The 19,058-nt window shown below is 67.7% G+C and carries 22 protein-coding genes; 14 read left to right on the top strand and 8 right to left on the bottom strand.

Annotation, left to right across the window (positions count from 1 at the left end; translation table 11 throughout):
* The first annotated feature begins 4 nt into the window (after positions 1-4).
* Complete coding sequence (locus tag A5698_RS06220) at positions 5-313, top strand: hypothetical protein (protein WP_068294502.1); 309 nt, start codon at positions 5-7, stop codon at positions 311-313.
* A 52-nt stretch (positions 314-365) separates the two neighbouring features.
* Here A5698_RS06220 and A5698_RS06215 read toward each other — a convergent pair whose 3' ends face one another.
* Entirely contained in the window at positions 366-1,763 is a 1,398-nt protein-coding gene (locus tag A5698_RS06215) for an HNH endonuclease signature motif containing protein (protein WP_286144351.1), read from the bottom strand.
* 38 nt (positions 1,764-1,801) lie between these two features.
* A complete protein-coding gene (locus A5698_RS06210) occupies positions 1,802-2,071 on the bottom strand; it encodes a hypothetical protein (RefSeq protein WP_068294496.1) in 270 nt (89 codons plus the stop codon).
* Positions 2,072-2,216: 145 nt separating this feature from the next.
* Between A5698_RS06210 and A5698_RS06205 the strand changes: the two genes are divergently transcribed.
* The gene (locus A5698_RS06205; protein ID WP_068294493.1) at positions 2,217-3,185 is read left to right on the top strand and encodes a pirin family protein; all 969 of its coding nucleotides are present in this window, start codon (positions 2,217-2,219) and stop codon (positions 3,183-3,185) included.
* Here the strand turns inward: A5698_RS06205 and A5698_RS06200 are convergent.
* Positions 3,166-5,337 carry an FUSC family protein gene (locus A5698_RS06200; protein WP_068294489.1) on the bottom strand — a complete coding sequence of 724 codons (2,172 nt, stop codon included), beginning with the start codon at positions 5,335-5,337 and terminating at the stop codon, positions 3,166-3,168. The two genes, A5698_RS06205 and A5698_RS06200, sit on opposite strands and share 20 nt — an antisense overlap.
* 14 nt (positions 5,338-5,351) lie before the next feature.
* Positions 5,352-5,918, bottom strand: a complete 567-nt coding sequence (locus tag A5698_RS06195; protein ID WP_068294486.1) for a TetR/AcrR family transcriptional regulator — start codon at positions 5,916-5,918, stop codon at positions 5,352-5,354.
* A 147-nt stretch (positions 5,919-6,065) separates the two neighbouring features.
* Here A5698_RS06195 and A5698_RS06190 point away from each other — a divergent pair, with 147 nt between their 5' ends.
* From A5698_RS06190 to A5698_RS06150, 9 genes are all read left to right on the top strand, one after another.
* Positions 6,066-6,701, top strand: coding sequence for a TetR/AcrR family transcriptional regulator (locus tag A5698_RS06190; RefSeq protein WP_068294579.1), 636 nt, complete (start codon positions 6,066-6,068; stop codon positions 6,699-6,701).
* A 61-nt stretch (positions 6,702-6,762) separates the two neighbouring features.
* Positions 6,763-7,698: a class I SAM-dependent methyltransferase gene (locus A5698_RS06185; protein ID WP_068294483.1), complete on the top strand. Its 936-nt coding sequence runs from the start codon at positions 6,763-6,765 to the stop codon at positions 7,696-7,698.
* A gap of 71 nt (positions 7,699-7,769) precedes the next feature.
* On the top strand, positions 7,770-9,170 hold the full coding sequence (locus A5698_RS06180) for an aldehyde dehydrogenase family protein (protein WP_068294479.1): 1,401 nt from the start codon (positions 7,770-7,772) through the stop codon (positions 9,168-9,170).
* 48 nt (positions 9,171-9,218) lie between these two features.
* Positions 9,219-10,082 carry an SDR family oxidoreductase gene (locus A5698_RS06175; protein ID WP_067080405.1) on the top strand — a complete coding sequence of 288 codons (864 nt, stop codon included), beginning with the start codon at positions 9,219-9,221 and terminating at the stop codon, positions 10,080-10,082.
* Between the two features lie 5 nt (positions 10,083-10,087).
* Entirely contained in the window at positions 10,088-11,050 is a 963-nt protein-coding gene (locus A5698_RS06170; RefSeq protein WP_068294477.1) for an NADPH:quinone oxidoreductase family protein, read from the top strand.
* Positions 11,050-11,757, top strand: coding sequence for a haloacid dehalogenase type II (locus tag A5698_RS06165; protein ID WP_068294475.1), 708 nt, complete (start codon positions 11,050-11,052; stop codon positions 11,755-11,757). Before A5698_RS06170 ends, A5698_RS06165 begins: the two co-directional genes overlap by 1 nt.
* Positions 11,758-11,780: 23 nt before the next feature.
* Complete coding sequence (locus A5698_RS06160; RefSeq protein ID WP_068294472.1) at positions 11,781-12,524, top strand: methyltransferase domain-containing protein; 744 nt, start codon at positions 11,781-11,783, stop codon at positions 12,522-12,524.
* A gap of 9 nt (positions 12,525-12,533) precedes the next feature.
* Positions 12,534-13,019 (top strand): DUF456 domain-containing protein, encoded by a 486-nt coding sequence (locus A5698_RS06155; RefSeq protein WP_068294469.1) that lies wholly within the window; start codon positions 12,534-12,536, stop codon positions 13,017-13,019.
* Between the two features lie 9 nt (positions 13,020-13,028).
* On the top strand, positions 13,029-14,192 hold the full coding sequence (locus A5698_RS06150; RefSeq protein ID WP_068294466.1) for an LLM class flavin-dependent oxidoreductase: 1,164 nt from the start codon (positions 13,029-13,031) through the stop codon (positions 14,190-14,192).
* Positions 14,193-14,199: 7 nt separating this feature from the next.
* On the opposite strand, the gene A5698_RS06145 is transcribed toward A5698_RS06150, so the two are convergent.
* Genes A5698_RS06145 through A5698_RS06135 form a run of 3 tightly spaced genes read right to left on the bottom strand, consistent with a single transcriptional unit; the run spans position 14,200 to position 16,523 of the window.
* Positions 14,200-15,003 (bottom strand): tyrosine-protein phosphatase, encoded by an 804-nt coding sequence (locus A5698_RS06145; protein ID WP_068294459.1) that lies wholly within the window; start codon positions 15,001-15,003, stop codon positions 14,200-14,202.
* Positions 15,004-16,233: an acyl-CoA dehydrogenase family protein gene (locus A5698_RS06140; protein WP_197506694.1), complete on the bottom strand. Its 1,230-nt coding sequence runs from the start codon at positions 16,231-16,233 to the stop codon at positions 15,004-15,006. It abuts the gene before it with no gap.
* 35 nt (positions 16,234-16,268) lie between these two features.
* Positions 16,269-16,523, bottom strand: a complete 255-nt coding sequence (locus tag A5698_RS06135; RefSeq protein ID WP_068294454.1) for a hypothetical protein — start codon at positions 16,521-16,523, stop codon at positions 16,269-16,271.
* Between the two features lie 225 nt (positions 16,524-16,748).
* Here A5698_RS06135 and A5698_RS06130 point away from each other — a divergent pair, with 225 nt between their 5' ends.
* The gene (locus A5698_RS06130) at positions 16,749-17,336 is read left to right on the top strand and encodes a peroxiredoxin (protein WP_067080451.1); all 588 of its coding nucleotides are present in this window, start codon (positions 16,749-16,751) and stop codon (positions 17,334-17,336) included.
* A gap of 2 nt (positions 17,337-17,338) precedes the next feature.
* Positions 17,339-17,872, top strand: coding sequence for an alkyl hydroperoxide reductase AhpD (ahpD, locus tag A5698_RS06125; RefSeq protein ID WP_068294575.1), 534 nt, complete (start codon positions 17,339-17,341; stop codon positions 17,870-17,872).
* A gap of 54 nt (positions 17,873-17,926) precedes the next feature.
* Here the strand turns inward: ahpD and A5698_RS06120 are convergent, their stop codons facing one another.
* Positions 17,927-18,169 (bottom strand): hypothetical protein, encoded by a 243-nt coding sequence (locus tag A5698_RS06120; RefSeq protein ID WP_068294451.1) that lies wholly within the window; start codon positions 18,167-18,169, stop codon positions 17,927-17,929.
* A 176-nt stretch (positions 18,170-18,345) separates the two neighbouring features.
* On the opposite strand from A5698_RS06120, the gene A5698_RS06115 reads away from it, so the two are divergent.
* Entirely contained in the window at positions 18,346-18,996 is a 651-nt protein-coding gene (locus tag A5698_RS06115; protein WP_197506690.1) for a response regulator, read from the top strand.
* Positions 18,997-19,058 lie beyond the last annotated feature (62 nt).

Below are 19,058 nucleotides of genomic sequence, written 5' to 3'. Positions count from 1 at the left end.
AACCGTGGGCGAGTTGAAGGGCATCGGGTACAACGGTCAGCCCGTTCAGCAAGCCTTCCGGCGCGTCGACCCGCCGATTGCCGTGATGGTCGACCTGGCCGCGGTCTTCCCGCGTGAGCCGCACGCCGTCGGCGGTTACAACCCGGCGGGTCTGCAGATGCATGCGGTGGTCGAGGGGCGGCTCTCGTGCTGGGGGCTGTGCGAGCAGGGTTACTGGTGGGGATGGGTGACCTACGAGATTGCCTACGGCGCTCGCCGGAAGGCGGTCACGCACTGGATCCCCGCGTGGACGCTCAAGCCCAAGACGGAATAGCGAACGCCGGCGACAGGTCGCGGGTGGTCGCGTCGACGACAACCGACAGGACTCACGGTCCTTCGCTGTTCTTGGGGTGGTTGTCGGGATCGGGTGGGTCGTCGGGTTCGTCGGGCAGGAGGTATTTCTCGGGGTGGTGGTAGTTGTTGACGCGGGTTTGGCCGGTGTCGAGGTCGGGTGGGGGTAGCCATTCGACGCGGCCGTCGGCTCGGATGCGGGTGCGCCAGCCGCCGTCGGTGACCAGCCGGTTGTGCGGGCCGCAGGCCAAGGTGAGCCCGTCGATGTCGGTGGCCCCGCCGTCGGCCCAGTCCTGGGCGGCGTGATGGACCTGGGCCCAATACGCCGGGGCGCTGCACCCGGGTTTGGTGCAGCCACGGTCGCGGGCGTGCAACACGATGCGCTGCCCCGGTGTGGCCAAGCGTTTGGCCCGTCCCACATACATCGGCACCTCCCGATGATCCTCATAGACCACCAGGTAGTGCTCGCTGCTGGCGGCCATGGCGATCAGGTCGGCCATCGGCACCAGGGTGCCGCCGCCGGTGACGGCGAACCCCGCCAACGACCGCAACTCCTTCAGCGTCGTGGACACCACGATCGTCGACGGCAACCCGTTGTGCTGCCCTAACTGCCCCGACGCCAGCAGGGCGCGGCCCATCGCGATCAACGCATCATGCTGGCGCTGCCCGGCGCAGCGGGCGTCGTTGACGAACTGCTCCCCCGAGGGCGGCCCGTCCACGCACGGGTCGGGGTCATCGGGATTGCCCATCCCCGGGGCGGCCAACTTGGCCATCACCGCATCGAGGGTGGCGCGCGCGTGCGGGGTGAGCAGCCCACGCACCCGGCTCATCCCATCGGCACCTTGCGGACCGAACTCGAAGAAACGTTTGCGTTGCCGTTCCCGCTCGGCCTCCTCCGGTGGTGTGCCGTCCTCATCGAGCAGCGCCATCAACCGCTCGGCGACCTTGCGCAACTCCTCAGGACACAACCCGCCCCCGGTGCGGGCCAGATCGGCCTCGGCCAACTCGCGGGCCTCATAGTTGACCTGCGCGGGCAACTGGTCGAAGAACCTCTCGATGATGCCGACCTGCTCACCACCCAACTGTCCGCGCGCCTGAGCCGCCGCCGTGGCCTCCAACACCGGCGCCAACGGTTCACCTGTCAACGCCCGACGCGGACCCAACACCGCCGCCGACGCGATACGGCGCCTGGCCTCCTTACGCGACACCTGCAACACCGTCGCTATCGCCTCCGGCCACGACGACGCCCCCACCGCCTTCGGCTCCACTTCGGCCACCAGCCGGGCGATCACCGCATGATCGACCACCGGCAACCGCCGAACCACCCGCTCACACCGAAACAACACCTCCACCAGATCACACGACCCCAACCCCTCCACCGACAAACCAACAAGCTCATCCAACGCGGAATCCAACGCATCAAGAGCCTTCACAACCCGCTCCCGACCGCACACCCCGCCCGCATTCATGGCTAGGAAGCCGCCTGACCGAGACGCCGTTGCGCCTCTCCCTGTGAGATGCGCAGGCGCCTGGCCACGTCCCGAGGTGTCGCGCCGCGGTCGAGAAGCAGTCGGCCGAACAACCGTTGTTCGAGCGCCGCCATCTGGTTGTCGAGCTTGTCGAGCTGCTCGATCAGCGCGTACAACTCGGTGCGCGTCAACCCGTCGAGCCGGAGAGTGGCGAGCTCCCGATAGAGCGACTCCAGCTCGGTGAGAACGTCGGAGATTCGATTCGAACGCATGTACGAAAGGGTAGCCGCGGGGTCTGACAAGTCGGGGAAAGTTATCCACAGGGGGCGGGAGGGCCGAGGGAGAGGTAGATCCCCCGCCAGCAGGGACTGCTGAAGCCCAAGGAATTAATCGGACCACAGTCCGGTTATCCATGACATGCCTGCCATCACCGCCGACACGCTCACCCTTCCCCGTATCTCTGCGGCCGGACCGTCCGAAACCGACCGGCCTGTCCGGTCGATCACCACGGGACCCCGCGGCCTGGAAGGCGAGGGCTTCCCCGTTGTCCGTGCCTTCGCCGGAGTCTCTGCCGCCGACCTCGATCCATTCGTCCACATGGATCAGATGGGTGAGGTCGAGTACGAACCCGGCGAACCGCGTGGCACTGACTGGCACCCGCACCGCGGCTTCGAAACCGTCACCTACATGATCGACGGACGCTTCGCGCACCAGGACTCTCATGGCGGCGGCGGCCTGATCACCGACGGCGCCACCCAGTGGATGACCGCGGGCTCGGGCATCTTGCACATCGAGACCCCGCCCGCCGAGTTGGTCGAGAGCGGCGGCGTGTTCCACGGCGTCCAGCTGTGGGTGAACCTGCCCCGCAAGGACAAGTTCGCCTCACCCCGATACCAGGCGATCGAGGGGAACGAGGTGAAACTGTTGTCCTCCGACGACGGCGGTGCCCTCGTAAGGATCATCGCCGGCGACGTCGACGGGCATACCGGCCCCGGTGCGACACACACCCCGATCACGTTGGCGCACGCAACGATTCAGCCGGGTGCGCGCCTCGACCTGCCCTGGCGACGTGACTTCAACGCGCTCGTCTACGTGCTGTCGGGCCGCGGGACGGTCGGGCCCGTCGCCCATCCGATCCAGCAGGGACAGCTTGCGGTTTTCGGACCCGGTGACCGGATCCGCGTCGACGCTGAGGGCAAGCAGGACGCCAACCGTCCCGCACTCGAGGTGTTGATCCTCGGCGGCCGGCCCATCCGCGAACCCGTGTTCCAGTACGGCCCGTTCGTGATGAACAGCAAGTCCGAACTGGTTCAGGCGCTCGAGGACTACCAAGCAGGCAAGTTCGGCACCATCCCGCCGAATGCGCTTATGCCGCACCGTCCTTAGCCGCCGTCCGCCGCGGTTCGGGCTTCGGGTACAGCAGGTTCAACGCGCCGAGATGCGCCGCGACCGCCACGAGCGGCAGGGCCGCCGAGACAGCCAGTCCGTCGTCGGTGGTCTCGTCGCGCAAGGCCGTCACGAAGTCGTCACTGAGCCGCGGTAGCGAGCGGGGCGCACCGCCAGTGGCTCTCGCGCAGATGGCCTCCGCGTGCGATTCGAGCACCTCCCTGGTCTTCGAGTAGACCCCGTGCGGCGGAGGGACGACGTCGGTGATCAGCTCGGCGGCGGCGCGCAGCCTGACCGCCCGGTTCGCCGACCGCACCGCGGGCCCGCGGATGTCCGTGGGACCGCTGCTCTCCGAAAGGAACTGTCGCACGGCGTCATCCACGGTCCGCGTCGCGCGCAACGCCTCCTGGCTCAGCGCGATCACCCGATTCGTGGCCTCCTCCGAGGCCCCGCGGGTCACCCGCAGCACCGCCTCCCTCAGGAACGTCGCACCGACCGCGAACGCGTCGTCGATGGCCCGCCCCAACCGATTACGCGCACCCCGCGGCCACAACAACAGCGAGACCATGATGCCCACAAGGGCCCCGACGGCCACGTCCTCGACGCGGATCAGCCCGACGCTCCAACCGGTCGGCGCGATCAAGTTGAAGATGATCAGCACCATCATCGTGAACGCGGCCTGGCCGGCGATGAACGACGCCACCTCCGGCACGAACGCCGAACCGAAGGCCACCACCGGCAGGAGCATCCACATCACGACCGGATCGACGCCGACCAGTTCGATCAGCCCGACGCCCAACAGAAATCCGATCGCGGTGCCCGCGACGGCGCGCAACACCCGCGTGCCGGTGGTCAGCGCGCTGCTGCGCAGCACCGACATCGCGCCGAGTACGACCCAGAAGCCGTGCTCGAGCGGGAACAGATGGGTGACGGCGATGGCCAGCGCCAAACCCAGACCGGTGCGAATGCTGTTGCGCAGCACCACCGCCCGGGTGGCGAAGAACCCGCTCGTGATGGCGGCGACGGCCGTGGTCTCGGGCATCACCCAATCCGCGGTGCCGGTCTTGGGCAGCCCGCGGCCCAGCACGCGTGCCAACACCGGGCGGGCGTCGGCCGCCGCGGCGTTGCGAATGACGCGGCCGGTCACCCCGACCGTGGCCGAAAACGTGCGTCGTCCCAACAACTTCCGGCCCACCTCGATGGCGTCCGCGTCGTCGGGCGATGCGAGGATCTCGACAATGTCTTCGCGATAGCGACCCTGGGCGATCGAGCGCAGTTCGGTCAGCGCCTCGTCGAGATCGGCCGAGCGGGCTCGACGGGCCGCGACGTCGGAGATCTGCAGTACGGCGGCCGAATCACGCAGCACCCGGATCAGCGGGTCCTTCATGTCGGCGAGGAACCGCCCGGTGTCGTCTGAGATCCGGTCGGACAGCCACCCGAGATCGTCGACCACACGGACCAGCGCGCGGCTGCCAGCGGTCAAGGCGACCGGGCGGTAGTCGGCGCCCAGGAACGTCTCCCACAGGTTGTTCATCGCCCGGGTCACGTTCTTGGCGGGCGTGGTGCCCTGCAGACAGTCGGCGAGCCGGTCGCAGACCCGCGCGGCGCCGCTGCGCAACTCGTCGTGGTGGCGAGGCGGCAGCAGGAACAGCGCGGCGGGCACGCAGAACACGAGCGCGATGAGCCAGCCGAGAAGCCGATCGGGGATGGGGCCCACCGGGGTACATGCGGGCAGTACGAACGTCAGCAGCGTCGCACGTTGGCCGGAGGCGATGATCTCGCTGAGCACTCCCGAGAACGTCACCACCACCCCGAGTACGAACATCGCCGCGACGCTCAGCCACGGATGCGGAGCGACCAGGGTGCCGAGCGTGATCAGGATGGCGCCGTTGATCGCCAGCCCCAGGTACGCCAGCGCGCGAGCCGGCCGGTTGCCCGGAAAGTCGACCATGATCAGCAGCGAGACCGAGCCGAAGATCGTGATCATCGGTGTTTGGGTTCCGCCACCCACCGCGAAGCTCACCGCGGCGGCGATCGGCACCACGATCGCGGCCCGGATCGCGCGCCGCAGCGCGTCGAGTTCGGGATCGCGCCGCCGAAGCCGGTTTTCGGCGCGGCGCAGAAGCGGAGCGACGACTTCAGTGAGCGACAACCCCGCCGCCCGCGCTACTCGGCGTCGGGAACCGACGCGAACCGGCCGTCGTCGAGGGCCTGGCGTAGCTGTGCGGAGATCCACCGCAATCCGTCTGGGTCTGGCGTCAACTTCGTCTGCTCGTACCCGATGAAGACGTACACGGCGGATTCAGCGAAAAGCTGTGCCTGGCGTTTGTTCTCCAGGATCTCGAACGCCGATTCGTAGAGGATGTCGAAGCGCTGCTGGTCGACGGCCACCTGCACCTCGTGCACGTGCGGGTCCAGCGCGCTCCACACCCGGATCGCGGCTTCCGCGCTGTGGGGCAGATCCAGCCCGGTCTGGAACAGGGCGTCGATGCGGCGGCGCGGGTCCGGCTCACTGCGGACCGCCTCGACCACCCGCACCGTGCGCTCCTGCGTCCAGTGCGAGAGCAGCTCCCTGGTGTAGGCGGGCCAGTTCGGGAAATAGTGGTAGAACGAGCCGGTCGTCACGCCGAGGCGTTGACAGACCTCCGCCAGTTTCAGGCCGCCGTACCCCATGTCGGACAGAATCTCGATACCCACATCGAAGTAACCGTCCCGCGATACGACGCTCCCCATTACCTGGACATTAGTTCCAAGAGGTGCTGATTCTCTACGGCAAATTTCTCGGCGATTGAATCTCGCAATTTGCTGACAAACGGCTGGTCGGGGCGGCCCCAGCAGCTGATGTCTGAAGCACCAGGTGACGTGTGGCACAATTTGACCGTGCCGCACACGGCGAGTAGGGGTCCGGGTCGTCCACCCGCAGCGAAGGCTGCGGAGACACGTGAGCGCATCATAGGGGCCGCGCGCGAGGTTTTCAGCGAACTCGGATATGACGCCGCGACCTTCCAGGCGATCGCGATTCGGGCGGATCTGACGCGGCCGGCGATCAACCACTACTTCTCCAACAAGCAGGTGTTGTGGCGCGAGGTCGTACAGCAGACCAACGCCGCGATAGTTAGCGCGGGCCGGGCGCGCGCGGAGGACGAGACGAACCTGCTCGCCAGGCTGTCGGCGTACTTCACCGCGGCGATGCAGGCCGAGTCCGAAGATCGTTCGGCCGCAGCCTTTTTGGTGACGTCGGTGCTCGAGGCCCAGCGCCATCCGGAGCTCGCCGACGAGGAGCACGACTCGCTGCGGCATTCCCGCGAATTCGTGGCCTGGGCGGTCAACGAGGCCATCCAGCGCGGCGAGCTCACGACCGATACCGAGGTCGACTCGCTGGTCGAGATGCTCGTCGCGGTGATGTGGGGCATGGGCTTCTACGCCGGCTTCGTCGGCAGCCACGACGAACTCAAGGCCGTGGTGCGGCAGTTCGAGCTGTTGATGTCGAACAATCTCTGGCGCCTTCAGTCCTGACGGGTGACCTGCCCCACAGCTCGATAGCCTGCCTAAGTTCTTCCGGCTACCATGGCGTTCGATGAGTTCGCTGCGCACTGAAGACGACACCTGGGACATCGCGACCAGCGTTGGGACAACCGCGGTCATGGTGGCGGCGGCCCGCGCCGCCGAAACCGACCGGGACGACGCGCTGATCCGCGATCCGTTCGCGAAGGTGCTGGTGGCGGGCACCGGCGGCGGTGCCTGGGACGTGATGACGGACCCTGCCACCCGCGCGAAGGTCGACGAGGCGGATCCCGACGTCGCCGCAATCTTCGAGCACATGGGGAACTACCAGGCGGTGCGGACGCACTACTTCGACGCCTACTTCACCGACGCCGTCGGCGCGGGCATCCGGCAGATCGTCATCCTGGCGTCGGGGCTGGACTCGCGCGCGTACCGGCTCGACTGGCCCGCGGGCACGACGGTCTACGAGATCGACCAGCCCAAGGTGCTCGAGTACAAGGCCGCCCGGCTGGCCGAAGAGGGCGTGCTGCCGGCCGCCAATCGCGTGGCGGTCGCGGTCGACCTGCGCCACGACTGGCCGGCCGCTCTCCAGGAGGCAGGGTTCGTCCCAACGGCCCCGACCGCATGGCTGGCCGAAGGCCTGTTGATGTACCTGCCCGCCGACGCCCAGGACCGCCTGTTCGAGCAGATCACCGCGCTCAGCGCGCCCGGTAGCCGCGTGTCGGTGGAGACCGTCGGGGTGCAGGCCGAGGAGCGGCGCGAGCAGATGCGCGAGCGGTTCGAGCGCATCCGTGCGCAGCTCGGAATGGACGATTCCGTCGACGTCGCGGAACTGATGTACAACGACCCGGACCGCGCGGACGTCTCCGAGTGGCTCGATGCGCACGGCTGGCGGGCGACATCGGTGACCTCGCTGGAGGAGATGCGTCGACTGGACCGCTGGGTGCTTCCGGCCGAGTACGAGAACGACAGCGGGTTTTCCGAGTTCGTCACCGCGTACAAGGACTGACGGAGCCCTTCTGGGCGGCCCAACCGGTTGGTTAGGATCGGGGCATTCCTCGGGTCAGGAAGGACTCCCCCATGACCACCGACATCGCCGCTCCCACCCAAGCCACCGACGACATTCCCAGCGTCGTCCGCCGGTTGCGAGAGACCTTCAAGACCGGACGCACCAGGGACCTCGAGTGGCGTAAACGGCAGCTCAAGGCGATCGAGCGCCTCGCCGTCGAGAACGAGGAGGCCATCGCCGCCGCGCTCGAACAGGATCTGGGCCGCAGCCGCTTCGAGGCGTGGCTGGCCGACATCGCGAGCACCGCGGGCGAGGCCAAGGACGCCGCGAAGAACCTGAAGAAGTGGACCCGCCGCCGATACCGGCTGCTGGAGATGTCGCAGCTGCCCGGCCGGGGCTGGGTCGAATACGAGCCCTTCGGCACGGTGTTGGTCATCGGCGCGTGGAACTTCCCGTTCGTGTTGACGCTGGGCCCGGCGATCGGGGCGATCGCGGCGGGTAACACCGTGGTGCTCAAGCCGTCCGAGGTCTGCCCGGCTTCGTCGGCGCTCATGGCCGAGCTGGTGCCGCGCTACCTCGACTCCGATGCGATCGCGGTGATCGAGGGCGACGGTTCGGTCAGCCAAGAGCTCATTTCGCAGGGCTTCGACCACATCTGCTTCACCGGCGGCACCGAGATCGGCCGCAAGGTCTACGAGGGCGCCGCACCGCACTTGACGCCGGTCACGCTCGAACTCGGCGGCAAGAGCCCGGTGATCGTGTCGGCCGACGCCGACGTCGACGTCGCGGCCAAGCGCATCGCCTGGACCAAGCTGATCAACTCCGGGCAGATCTGCATCGCGCCCGACTACGTGCTCGCCGACGCGAAGATCCGCGACAAGCTGGTCGACAAGATCAAAGAGGCGGTGACGACCTTCGAGTCCGAGAACCCCGACGGCAAGCGCATCGTCAACGAACGGCACTTCGGCCGGCTGACCGACGCGCTGGCCGCGACCAAGGGTGAGGTCGTGATCGGGGGCGGTTCCGACGCGTCGAAGATCAGCATCCAGCCGACGGTCGTGGTCGACCCCGACCCCGCGGAACCGCTGATGACCGACGAGATCTTCGGTCCGATCCTGCCCGTCGTGACGGTCCAATCTCTCGACGACGCAATCAGTTTCGTGAACTCGCGGCCGAAGCCGTTGGCGGCGTACCTCTTCACCAAGACCAAGAGCATCCGGGAACGGGTGATCAAGGAGGTGCCGGCCGGCGGCATGGTGGTCAACCACCTGCTGTTCCACTTCGCCACCAACAAGCTGCCGTTCGGCGGCGTCGGCCCGTCGGGCATGGGCGCCTACCACGGCAGGTACGGCTTCGAGCAGTTCAGCCACAAGAAGACCGTGATGACCAAACCGACCCGACCCGACGTCGGCGCATTCATCTATCCCCCGTATACAGAGAAGGCGCTAAAGCTCGCCAAGAAGCTCTTCTAGGGGTAGGCGCGCAGCGCCTCGGGGACTAGCACAGCAGAGAGGAATCCCATGCCAGGAGTGCAGGATCGCGTCATCGTCGTCACCGGTGCCGGAGGCGGACTGGGGCGCGAATACGCGTTGACGCTCGCCAAGGAGGGCGCCAGCGTCGTCGTCAACGACCTCGGTGGTGCACGTGACGGCACCGGCGCCGGCCACAACATGGCCGACCAGGTCGTCCAGGAGATCAAGGACGCCGGTGGCCGCGCCGTGGCCAACTACGACTCGGTGGCCGAAACCGAGGGCGCCGAGAACATCATCAAGACCGCGCTCGACGAGTTCGGCAAGATCGACGGCGTCGTCTCCAACGCGGGCATCCTGCGCGACGGCACGTTCCACAAGATGACGTTCGAGAACTGGGACGCCGTACTCAAGGTCCACCTGTACGGCGGCTACAACGTGATCCGCGCCGCCTGGCCGCACTTCCGGGAGAACAACTTCGGCCGCGTCGTCGTGGCCACCTCGACCAGCGGCCTGTTCGGCAACTTCGGCCAGGCCAACTACGGCGCCGCCAAGCTCGGCCTCGTCGGTCTGATCAACACGCTGGCCCAGGAGGGCGCGAAGTACAACATCAAGACCAACGCGCTCGCACCGATCGCCGCGACCCGGATGACGCAGGACATCCTGCCGCCGGAGGTCTTCGAGAAGCTGACCCCGGAATACGTTGCGCCGGTGGTGGCTTACCTGATGACCGAGGAAGTGCCCGAGACCGCTTCGGTGTTCATCGTCGGCGGTGGCAAGGTGCAGCGCACCGCCCTGTTCCAGAACGAGGGCGTCACCTTCACCGAGGTGCCCTCCGTCGACGACATCGCCGCGAAGTGGGGCGAGATCACCGACCTGTCGGCGGCGCAGCGGGCAACCTTCAGCCTCGGCTGAGTTCGATGAAAGCGCTTGTCGCGCAAGAACTCACCGGACCGGCCGGACTGGCCTACACCGACGTCGACGATGTCGGCGGCGAGGACGTCATCGTCGTCGACGTCGATGCGGCCGGGGTCAGCTTCCCCGACCTGCTGCTGTTGCGCGGCGAATACCAGCTGCGGCTCGACCCGCCGTTCATCCCCGGCATGGAGGTCGCCGGGGTGGTGCGTTCTGCGCCGTACGAGTCGGAGTTCAAGCCGGGGCAGCGGGTGACGGCGCTGTCCATGCTCGGCGGATGGGCGGAGCGGGTGGCGGTGGCGCCCGAGAGCGTCAAGCCCACGCCGGACGATCTCGACGACGCGCAAGCCGTTGCGCTGCTGGGTAACTACCAGACGATGTACTTCGCGCTGGCCAAGCGCGGCGCGCTGCGGCCGGGTGAGACGGTGCTGGTGCTGGGGTCGGCCGGAGGTGTCGGCACCGCGGCGGTGCAGGTCGCGAAGGCGTTGGGCGCCAAGGTGATCGCGATGGTGCACCGCCCGCATGCCGTCGAGTTCGTCGAGTCGCTGGGCGCCGACGTCGTGCTGCCGTTGACCGACGGATGGTTGATGGCGGTGCAAGAGGCGACCGAGGGCCGTGGCGTCGATCTGGTGGTCGACCCGATCGGCGGTGACGCGTTCGACGACGCCATCCGCGCGCTCTCGGTGGAGGGCCGGCTGTTGGTGATCGGCTTTGCGGCGGGCGGGATTCCGACCGTGAAGGTGAACCGGCTGCTGTTGCGCAACGTCGCGGTGATCGGTGTCGGCTACGGCGAATACGTCAACCGTAAGCCGGGCTCGCAGTCGGTGTTCGAGTTCGGCGTCACGCAACTCGTCAAGGCCGGACTGCGCCCGCCGCCGCCCGTGCGCTACCCGCTGTCGAAGGGCGCCGACGCGCTGCAGGCGCTGGCCGACGGCGGCGTGCTGGGCAAGGTCGTGCTGGAGCCGTAATGGCGCCTCGCGCACTGGCGTTCGACACCTTCGGCACCGTCGTTGACTGGCGCTCGAGCGTCATCCGCGAGCTCGAGGAGTTCGGCCGCGCCCATGGCGTGCAACGGGACTGGGCGGCGTTCGCCGACGACTGGCGGGCCGGCTATCCGCCCGCGATGGACCGGGTGCGTCGCGGCGAGCTGCCGTGGACCAGGATCGATGACCTGCACCGCATGATCCTCGTCGACCTGCTCGACGGTGAGGGCATCACCGGTATCGACGACGCCGCCGTCGATCACCTGAACCGGGCGTGGCACCGGCTCGACCCGTGGCCCGACGCCGTCGACGGGCTCACCCGGCTGAAGCGTCGCTACCTCATCACGACGCTGTCCAACGGGAACGTCTCGCTGCTGACGAACATGGCCAAGCGGGCGGGGCTGCCGTGGGACTGCGTGATCTCCGCCGAGCTCTTCCGCCACTACAAACCCGATCCCGAGGCCTATCTCGGCTGCGCCGAGCTGCTCGACGTCGCGCCCGGTGAGCTGATGCTGGTCGCCGCGCACGCCAGCGATCTGCGCGGCGCCAAACGCGCTGGGCTGATGACGGCTTACGTCGACCGGCCGCTGGAGTACGGCGAGGGCAGGCGACGTCCGTCGAAGATCGAGGACGGGGAATTCGACCTCATGGCAACCGATTTCGTGGACCTGGCGGAGCGGCTCGGAGCATGACCGCCGGGGAGTAGCGTGGGTGCGTGACCGATACCTCCTCGCTGCCGCCCGCGCTGCGCCGGGCGGTCGAACTCTTCGCCGAAACGCCGGCGCGCCTCGACGTCAGTGGTGGCTACCTGGATCTGCTCGACGACGACGCCGCCGGAAGCCAGTCACCGCCCGAGAACAAGGGTCTGATCCAGGCGGTGTGGGCGTCGGGTCCCGGGTCGATGTTCTACGACTACTCGCAGGCCTTCGCCCGCAGGTTCCTGAGCATGTGGCAGTTGCCGATCGAGTGGCTCGAGATTCCGCAGGGCGGTGTCGCGCTCGACATCGGAAGCGGCCCCGGCAACGTGACCGCCTCGCTGGCCCGCGCGGCCGGACCGCAGGGGCTGGCGATCGGCGTCGACATCTCGAAACCGATGCTGGCGCGCGCGGTCAGCGCGCAGGCCGGGCCGAACGTCGGGTTCCTGCGCGCGGATGCGCAGCGGCTGCCGTTCCGCGATGCGACCGTCGACGCGGTGACGTCGCTCGCGGTCTTGCAGCTCATCCCCGAGCCCTCCTCGGCGGTGGCCGAGATGCACCGGGTGCTGCGACCCGGCGGCCGGATCGCGATCATGGTGCCCACTGTCGGCAGCGTTCCTCCGCCGCTGCGATGGTTGTCGCGGGGCGGGGCGCGCTTCTTCGCCGAAGACGAACTGGGCGACGTGTTCGAACATCGCGGATTCGAGCGCGTGCGCACCAAGACCATCGGCAACATGCAGTGGGTCCGGGCGCAGCGCCCGTAGATTCGACGCATGAGCACCGGCGGCATCGTCCTTGTCGCGTTGGCGATCGCGGTCGGCATCGTCGGCATCGTCGTACCGCTGCTGCCCGGCACGCTGCTGGTCTTCGGTGCGATCGCGGTGTGGGCGGTCGTCGAGCGCGACGTCACCGCGTGGGTGACGTTCGGCGTCGCGACCGCGCTGCTCCTGACGGCCGCGTTCATCAAGTACACCTGGCCCGTCCGGCGGATGCGTGAGGCCGACGTGCGCACGTCGAGCCTGGTCGCCGGGGGCGTGCTCGGGGTCGTCGGTTTCTTCGTGATCCCCGTGCTCGGGCTGCCGATCGGTTTCGTGCTGGGCATCTACCTCGCCGAACTGGCCAACCGGCACGAGCAGCGCGCGGCGTGGACGTCGACCAAGCACGCGCTCAAGGGCGTCGCGCTGTCGGTCGGCGTCGAGATGGCCGGCGCGCTGCTCGCCACCGTCGTTTGGGCCATCGGGGTGTACCTGACGCAGTAACTTGCAGGCATGGCCAAGCTGCGTTTCGGATACTTCATCGCTCCGTTCCACCGCGCGGGAACCAACCCGACGCTCGCGCTGCAGCGCGACCTGGAGCTCATCGAGCACCTCGACGCGCTGGGCTTCGACGAGGCCTGGATCGGCGAACACCATTCGGCCGGAAGCGAGATCATCAGCTCACCCGAGGTGTTCATCGCCGCGGCCGCGCAGCGGGCCAAGCGGATCCGGTTCGGCACCGGCGTCATCTCGCTGGCGTATCACAACCCGCTGTGGACGGCCGACCGGCTGATGCTGCTCGACCACCTCACCCACGGCCGGATCATCGGCGGCGTGGGACCCGGTTCGCTACCCACGGATTCGGCGATGATCGGGCTGACCCCCACCGACACCCGCGAACTGCTCGAGACCAACCTCGACATCATGGTCCGGTTGCTCAAGGGCGAGACGGTGTCCGCGAAGACCGCCACACACGAATTGTTCGACGCGCGACTGCAACTGGCGCCCTACTCGGAGGACGGCATCCCGCTCGCCGTCGCCGCCGTGGCGTCGCCGACCGGTGCTCGGCTGGCGGGCAAGCACGGTATCGGCCTGCTGTCGATCGGCGCGACGCTGGTGGTCGAGGGATTCGACGCGCTCGCGCATCACTGGGGCATCGCCGAGGAACGCGCGGCCGCGTTCGGCACCAAGGTCGACCGCCGCAATTGGTCGCTGGTCTGCCCCATGCACATCGCCGAGACCGAGGAGCAGGCCCGCGCCGACGTGCGCTTCGGCCTCGAGCACTGGTACCGCTACTTCCAGAAGGTCGCGGCGTTCCCGCAGATGGAGGTTCCGGGGGAGAACCTCGACGAGGTCGTCGACATCATCAACGGCGCGGGCGCGGGTGTGATCGGCACACCCGAGCAGGCACGCGCCCAGGTGCAGCGGCTGTGGGACCAGTCCGGCGGCTTCGGCTGCATGCTGCAGATGGGCCACGAGTGGGCCAACCCCGCGGCCACCAAACGCTCGGCGGAATTGTTCGCCGCCGAGGTCATGCCGCACTTCCAGGGTCAGGCCCAGCCGACGCTGGACGCCGCCGCGCGGGCCAGCGATGTGCGCGAAAACCTCGCGCAGACGCAGCTGTCCGCGATCGAGCACATGACGCAGAAGTACGAGGCCGAAAAAGGCGGCAGCTGAGGGGATTTCAGCCCAGCAGGACCGCGCGCAGCCGGACCACCTCGTCGTCGGTCACGCCGGATGCCTCGAGGAAGCCGCGCACCGAACCGTAGTTCTCGACGATCGAGCGCCGCGCGGTATCCAGGTACTCCTCACGCACCCCCAGCACCTCGGAGTTCAGTCGCGCCTCGGCGAACGTGAGGATCTCGTCGGTGCTCTCCTCTGCCCGGTCGCGGATCGATTCGAGGATGCTTTCGCGCAGCCGCGGCACGGCCTCATTGCTGCGCAGGAAGTCGGCGACGACGGCGTCGCGGTCCACGCCGATGGCGTCGAGCACCGTCGCCACCGTGAAACCCGTGCGGTCCTTGCCCGCGAAGCAGTGCGCGATGACCGGACGCTGTTCGGCGAGCATCGAAACGACCCGGCGCACGGCAAGATGCGCACCGGGCAACGTCGGGAACTTCTGGTACTCCTCGATCATGAACCGGCGCGCGGCCACCGTCACGTCCTCGTCGTCCGGCTTCTCGGTCATCATCCGCTGGAAGCTCTGCTCGTGCGGGGCCTCCGCGCCCGGCTTGGCCAACTCGTGGAACGGCAGCCGGTGAATCGCCACACCGTCGGGTACGCGGCCCGGCCCGCGCCGCTCGACCTCGCGCTCCGAGCGCAGGTCGGCGACATCGGTGATGTTCAACCGGCGCAACAGTTCCCGGCCCACATCGTTCAGACCGCTCAGCTCGCTGGATCGGAAGAACCGGCCCGGCCGGATGCCCGTTTCCTCGGCTATGTCGCGAAAGTTCCACGCCCCTGACAGGGCGTCAGGGTTGCCCGCCACCTATCCGGTCCCTCCGGTCACCGCGGCAGCGAAAGCGCTCTTCTCCCTGCCCAGTTCGGCGCGCGCGATGGTCCGCATGTGCACCTCGTCGGGGCCGTCGAACAGCCGCATGGCGCGGTGCCAGGCATACAGGCGCGCCAGGGGCACGTCGTCGGAAACGCCCATGCCGCCGTGCACCTGGATGGCGCGGTCGATGACATCGCAGGCGACCTGCGGGGCGACCGCCTTGATCTGGGCCACCTGCACCTGGGCGTCCTTGCTCCTATTGCCCTGCTGGTCGATGGTCCACGCCGCCTTGTGGCACAGCAGCCGGGCCTGGTCGATCTCGTTGCGCGACTTCGCGATCGACTCGCGCACCACACCCTGCTCGGCCAACGGCTTGCCGAACGCCACGCGCTTCTGCACACGGTCGATCATCAACGCCAGCGCGCGCTCGGCCGCGCCCAGCGCCCGCATGCAGTGGTGGATACGGCCCGGACCCAGTCGCGCCTGGGCGATCGCGAAGCCGCTGCCCTCCTCGTGGAGCAGGTTCTCGACGGGCACCCGCACGTTGTCGAACACGATCTCGCAGTGACCGTGCTGGTCCTGCCAACCGAACACCGGAAGCGACCGCCGGATGTCGACACCTGGGGTGTCGACCGGCACGAGGATCATCGACTGCTGCTGGTGGCTGGCGGCATCCGGATTGGTTCGGCCCATCACGATCAGGATCTTGCAGCGCGGATCGGCCGCTCCGGTGATCCACCACTTGCGACCGTTGATGACGTAGTCGTTGCCGTCGCGCAGCATGGTCGTCTCGATGTTGCGGGCGTCGCTGGAGGCGACCGCGGGTTCGGTCATCGCGAACGCGCTGCGGATCTCGCCGGCCAGCAGCGGCTCGAGCCACTGCTTGCGCTGCTGCTCATCGGCGAACAGGTGCAGCGTCTCCATGTTGCCGGTGTCGGGGGCCGCGCAGTTGGTGACCTCGGGTGCGATCTCCATGCTCCAGCCGGTCAGCTCGGCGAGCTGCGCGTACTCGAGGTTGGTCAGACCGGACTCCGCGGGCAGGAACAGGTTCCACAGGCCGCGGTCCTTGGCGAGCTTCTTGAGGTCCTCGACGATAGGCGGGACGGTGTGGTCCTTGGGGCCGGCCTCTTCGCGGTAGCGGTCGTATTCGGCTTCGGCGGGGAAGACGAACTCCGTCATGAACTCGGACAGCCGCTGGTGATAGTCCGCAGCCTTGGCCGACATCGCGAAATCCATGCCCGCCACGATATGTCACATCCTCAGCCGGGCTTCTGCTGCGTCGGGCTTTGCGGGGACTCCCACTTGGACTCCAGGCTGCGGGTCACCCGGGTGCCCGCCGCGTACTCGACCTGGAACGTCGCACCGTCGTCGACCTCGTAGGTGATCAGGGCGGTGCCGTCGTTGACGTCCTTGTGCACCACCTTGCAGGGGACGGGTTCGGCGCCGCGGTCGACGAGGACGATGTCGCCGGGTGCGACGTCCTCGATGCGGTCGTTCTCAGAGATGTTCGACATCCGTCGACCGTAGCAACGTCGGCTGCAGGCTATGGTGTCGTGCGTTCGCCGATGCGTCCACCGTCGCGCACGTCCCCGAAATCTGCTGACTGCGAACCGATTTGACTGGGCGCGGTGTGGCCACAATCACGGCCTTTTTGCTTGCCTTATTCGTCCGAGGGACAGAGTATTGAGTACGTAATCTGGACTGAATCCAAACTAAGCGAAAGAAGGATGGTGCTCGCGATGGCATTGTTGACAATCGGTGACCAGTTCCCCAGCTACGACATGGCGGCGGTGGTCGGCGGTGACCTCTCCGAGGTCGATGCCAAGCAGCCCGACGACTACTTCATCCGTGTGACCAGCGAGGATCACCCCGGCAAGTGGCGGATCGTCTTCTTCTGGCCGAAGGACTTCACCTTCGTGTGCCCGACCGAAATCGCCACCTTCGGCAAGCTCAACGAGGACTTCGAGGACCGAGACGCGAAGGTCATCGGGGTGTCGGTGGACAACGAGTTCGTCCACTTCCAGTGGCGCGCCCAGCACGAGGACCTCAAGACGCTGCCGTTCCCGATGGCCTCTGACCTCAAGCGCGAGCTGTCGCTGGCCACCGGCGTGCTCAACGCCGAAGGAGTCGCCGACCGCGCGACGTTCATCGTCGACCCGAACAACGAGATCCAGTTCGTGTCGGTGACCGCCGGCTCGGTGGGCCGCAACGTCGACGAGGTGCTGCGGGTGCTCGACGCGCTGCAGTCCGACGAGCTGTGCGCCTGCAACTGGAAGAAGGGCGATCCGACGATCAAGCCGGCCGAGCTGCTGGCGGAGGCGGTGTGACCATGAGCATCGACAACATCAAGGAAGCGCTTCCGGGTTACGCCAAGGACCTGAAGCTCAACTTCGGCAGCATCGTCAAGACCAACGAGCTGTCCGAACAGCAGTTGTGGGGTGCCCTGGTGGCGACGGCCGCGGCGACCAAGTCCGACCGCCTGCTGCGCGAAATCGCCGAGGACGCACTGGACATCCTCAGCCAGGAGGCCTACGACGCCGCGCTCGGCGCGGCCGCCATCATGGGGATGAACAACGTGTTCTACCGCACGAAGGGCCAGCTCGACGGCGGCTACGACGATCTGCGCACCGGCCTGCGGATGAACATCATCGGCAATCCCGGTGTGGCCAAGGAGGATTTCGAGCTGTGGTCGCTGGCGGTGTCGGCGATCAACGGATGCGGCCACTGCCTCGCGGCGCACGAGAAGACGCTGCGTGACGCGCAGGTGTCGCGCACGGTGATCTTCGAAGCGATCCGGCTGGCCTCGATCGTCTCGGGCGTGGCCCAGGCGCTGCAGACCGCGGACGTGCTGACCACTGTCTGACCGAACACGATGAAGCGGGGGCACCGGTGGGGTGCCCCCGCTTTCGTGTCCGCCTCAGCGGTGATAGCTCGGCTGCTCGAACTCGATGTGATCGATGCGGTGGCCGTGCGTTCCGGACTGGACTCCCGGCGCATGGACGTCGGGCGTCGCGACGATGCCCGGCCGCGGCGTCGGATCCTGCGTGTAGGTCCCGGCGCTGGCCGCACCGGCGAAACCGAGTGCCCCGGCGAGGATTCCGCCCGCGAGGACGGGCAGCGCGAAGAAGCGGGCGAAGCGGTGAGTGGTGTTGGTGTCCATCTGAATCTCCTGTGATCCTTGCTTTTTGGTTTGTCGACCGGGTTGTTCCGGTGATGACTCAAGAGTGCTGCAACGCGATCTCGGTGTATGTCCGGCGAACGGCGGTCGAACCGGATGAATCTCGTGTCCTCCAAATGGGGGAAGCGAAGGCGCCGCTGTGCCAAGCTGAACGCGTGGTGAGCAGCACGACCGGTGAGAAAGTCCGCGTGGTGGTGGGCGACGACCACCCGATGTTTCGCGACGGAGTGGTCCGGGCGTTGGTATCCAGCGGGGAGATCGACGTGGTCGCCGAGGCCGATGACGGGGCGACCGCGCTCGCGGCCATCCGCGAGCACAACCCGCAAGTGGCGCTGCTGGACTACCGGATGCCGGGGATGGACGGTTCGGAAGTGGCCGCCGCGGTGGCGCGCGACGAGCTGGTCACCCGGGTACTGCTGATCTCCGCACACGACGAATCCGCGATCGTCTATCAGGCGCTGCAGAACGGCGCCTCGGGCTTCCTGCCCAAGGAGTCCACCCGCTCCGAGCTCGTCAACGCCGTGCTCGACTGCGCGAAGGGCCGAGACATCGTCGCTCCGAGCCTGGCCGCCGGTCTCGCCGGTGAGATCCGCAAGCGCGCGGAGCCCGACGGTCCGACGCTCAGCCCACGCGAGCGCGAAGTGCTCAAGCTCATCGCATCTGGCTGCAGCATCCCGACGATGGCCAAACAGCTTTACCTCGCTCCATCGACGGTGAAGACCCACGTACAGCGGCTCTACGAGAAGCTCGGAGTCAACGACCGCGGCGCCGCCGTCGCCGAGGCGATGCGTCGCAAGCTGCTGGACTGACACCGCCGTGGTGGACCGGATCGCGAACTTCTTCGCCACGGAACCCGTGCGCGTCTCCGCCG

Origin of the sequence: Mycobacterium sp. E136, assembly GCF_001666865.1 — a bacterium.
Lineage (GTDB): Bacteria > Actinomycetota > Actinomycetes > Mycobacteriales > Mycobacteriaceae > Mycobacterium.
Note: the sequence above shows the minus strand (reverse complement) of the source record. Positions and strands in the feature narration are given on the sequence as shown.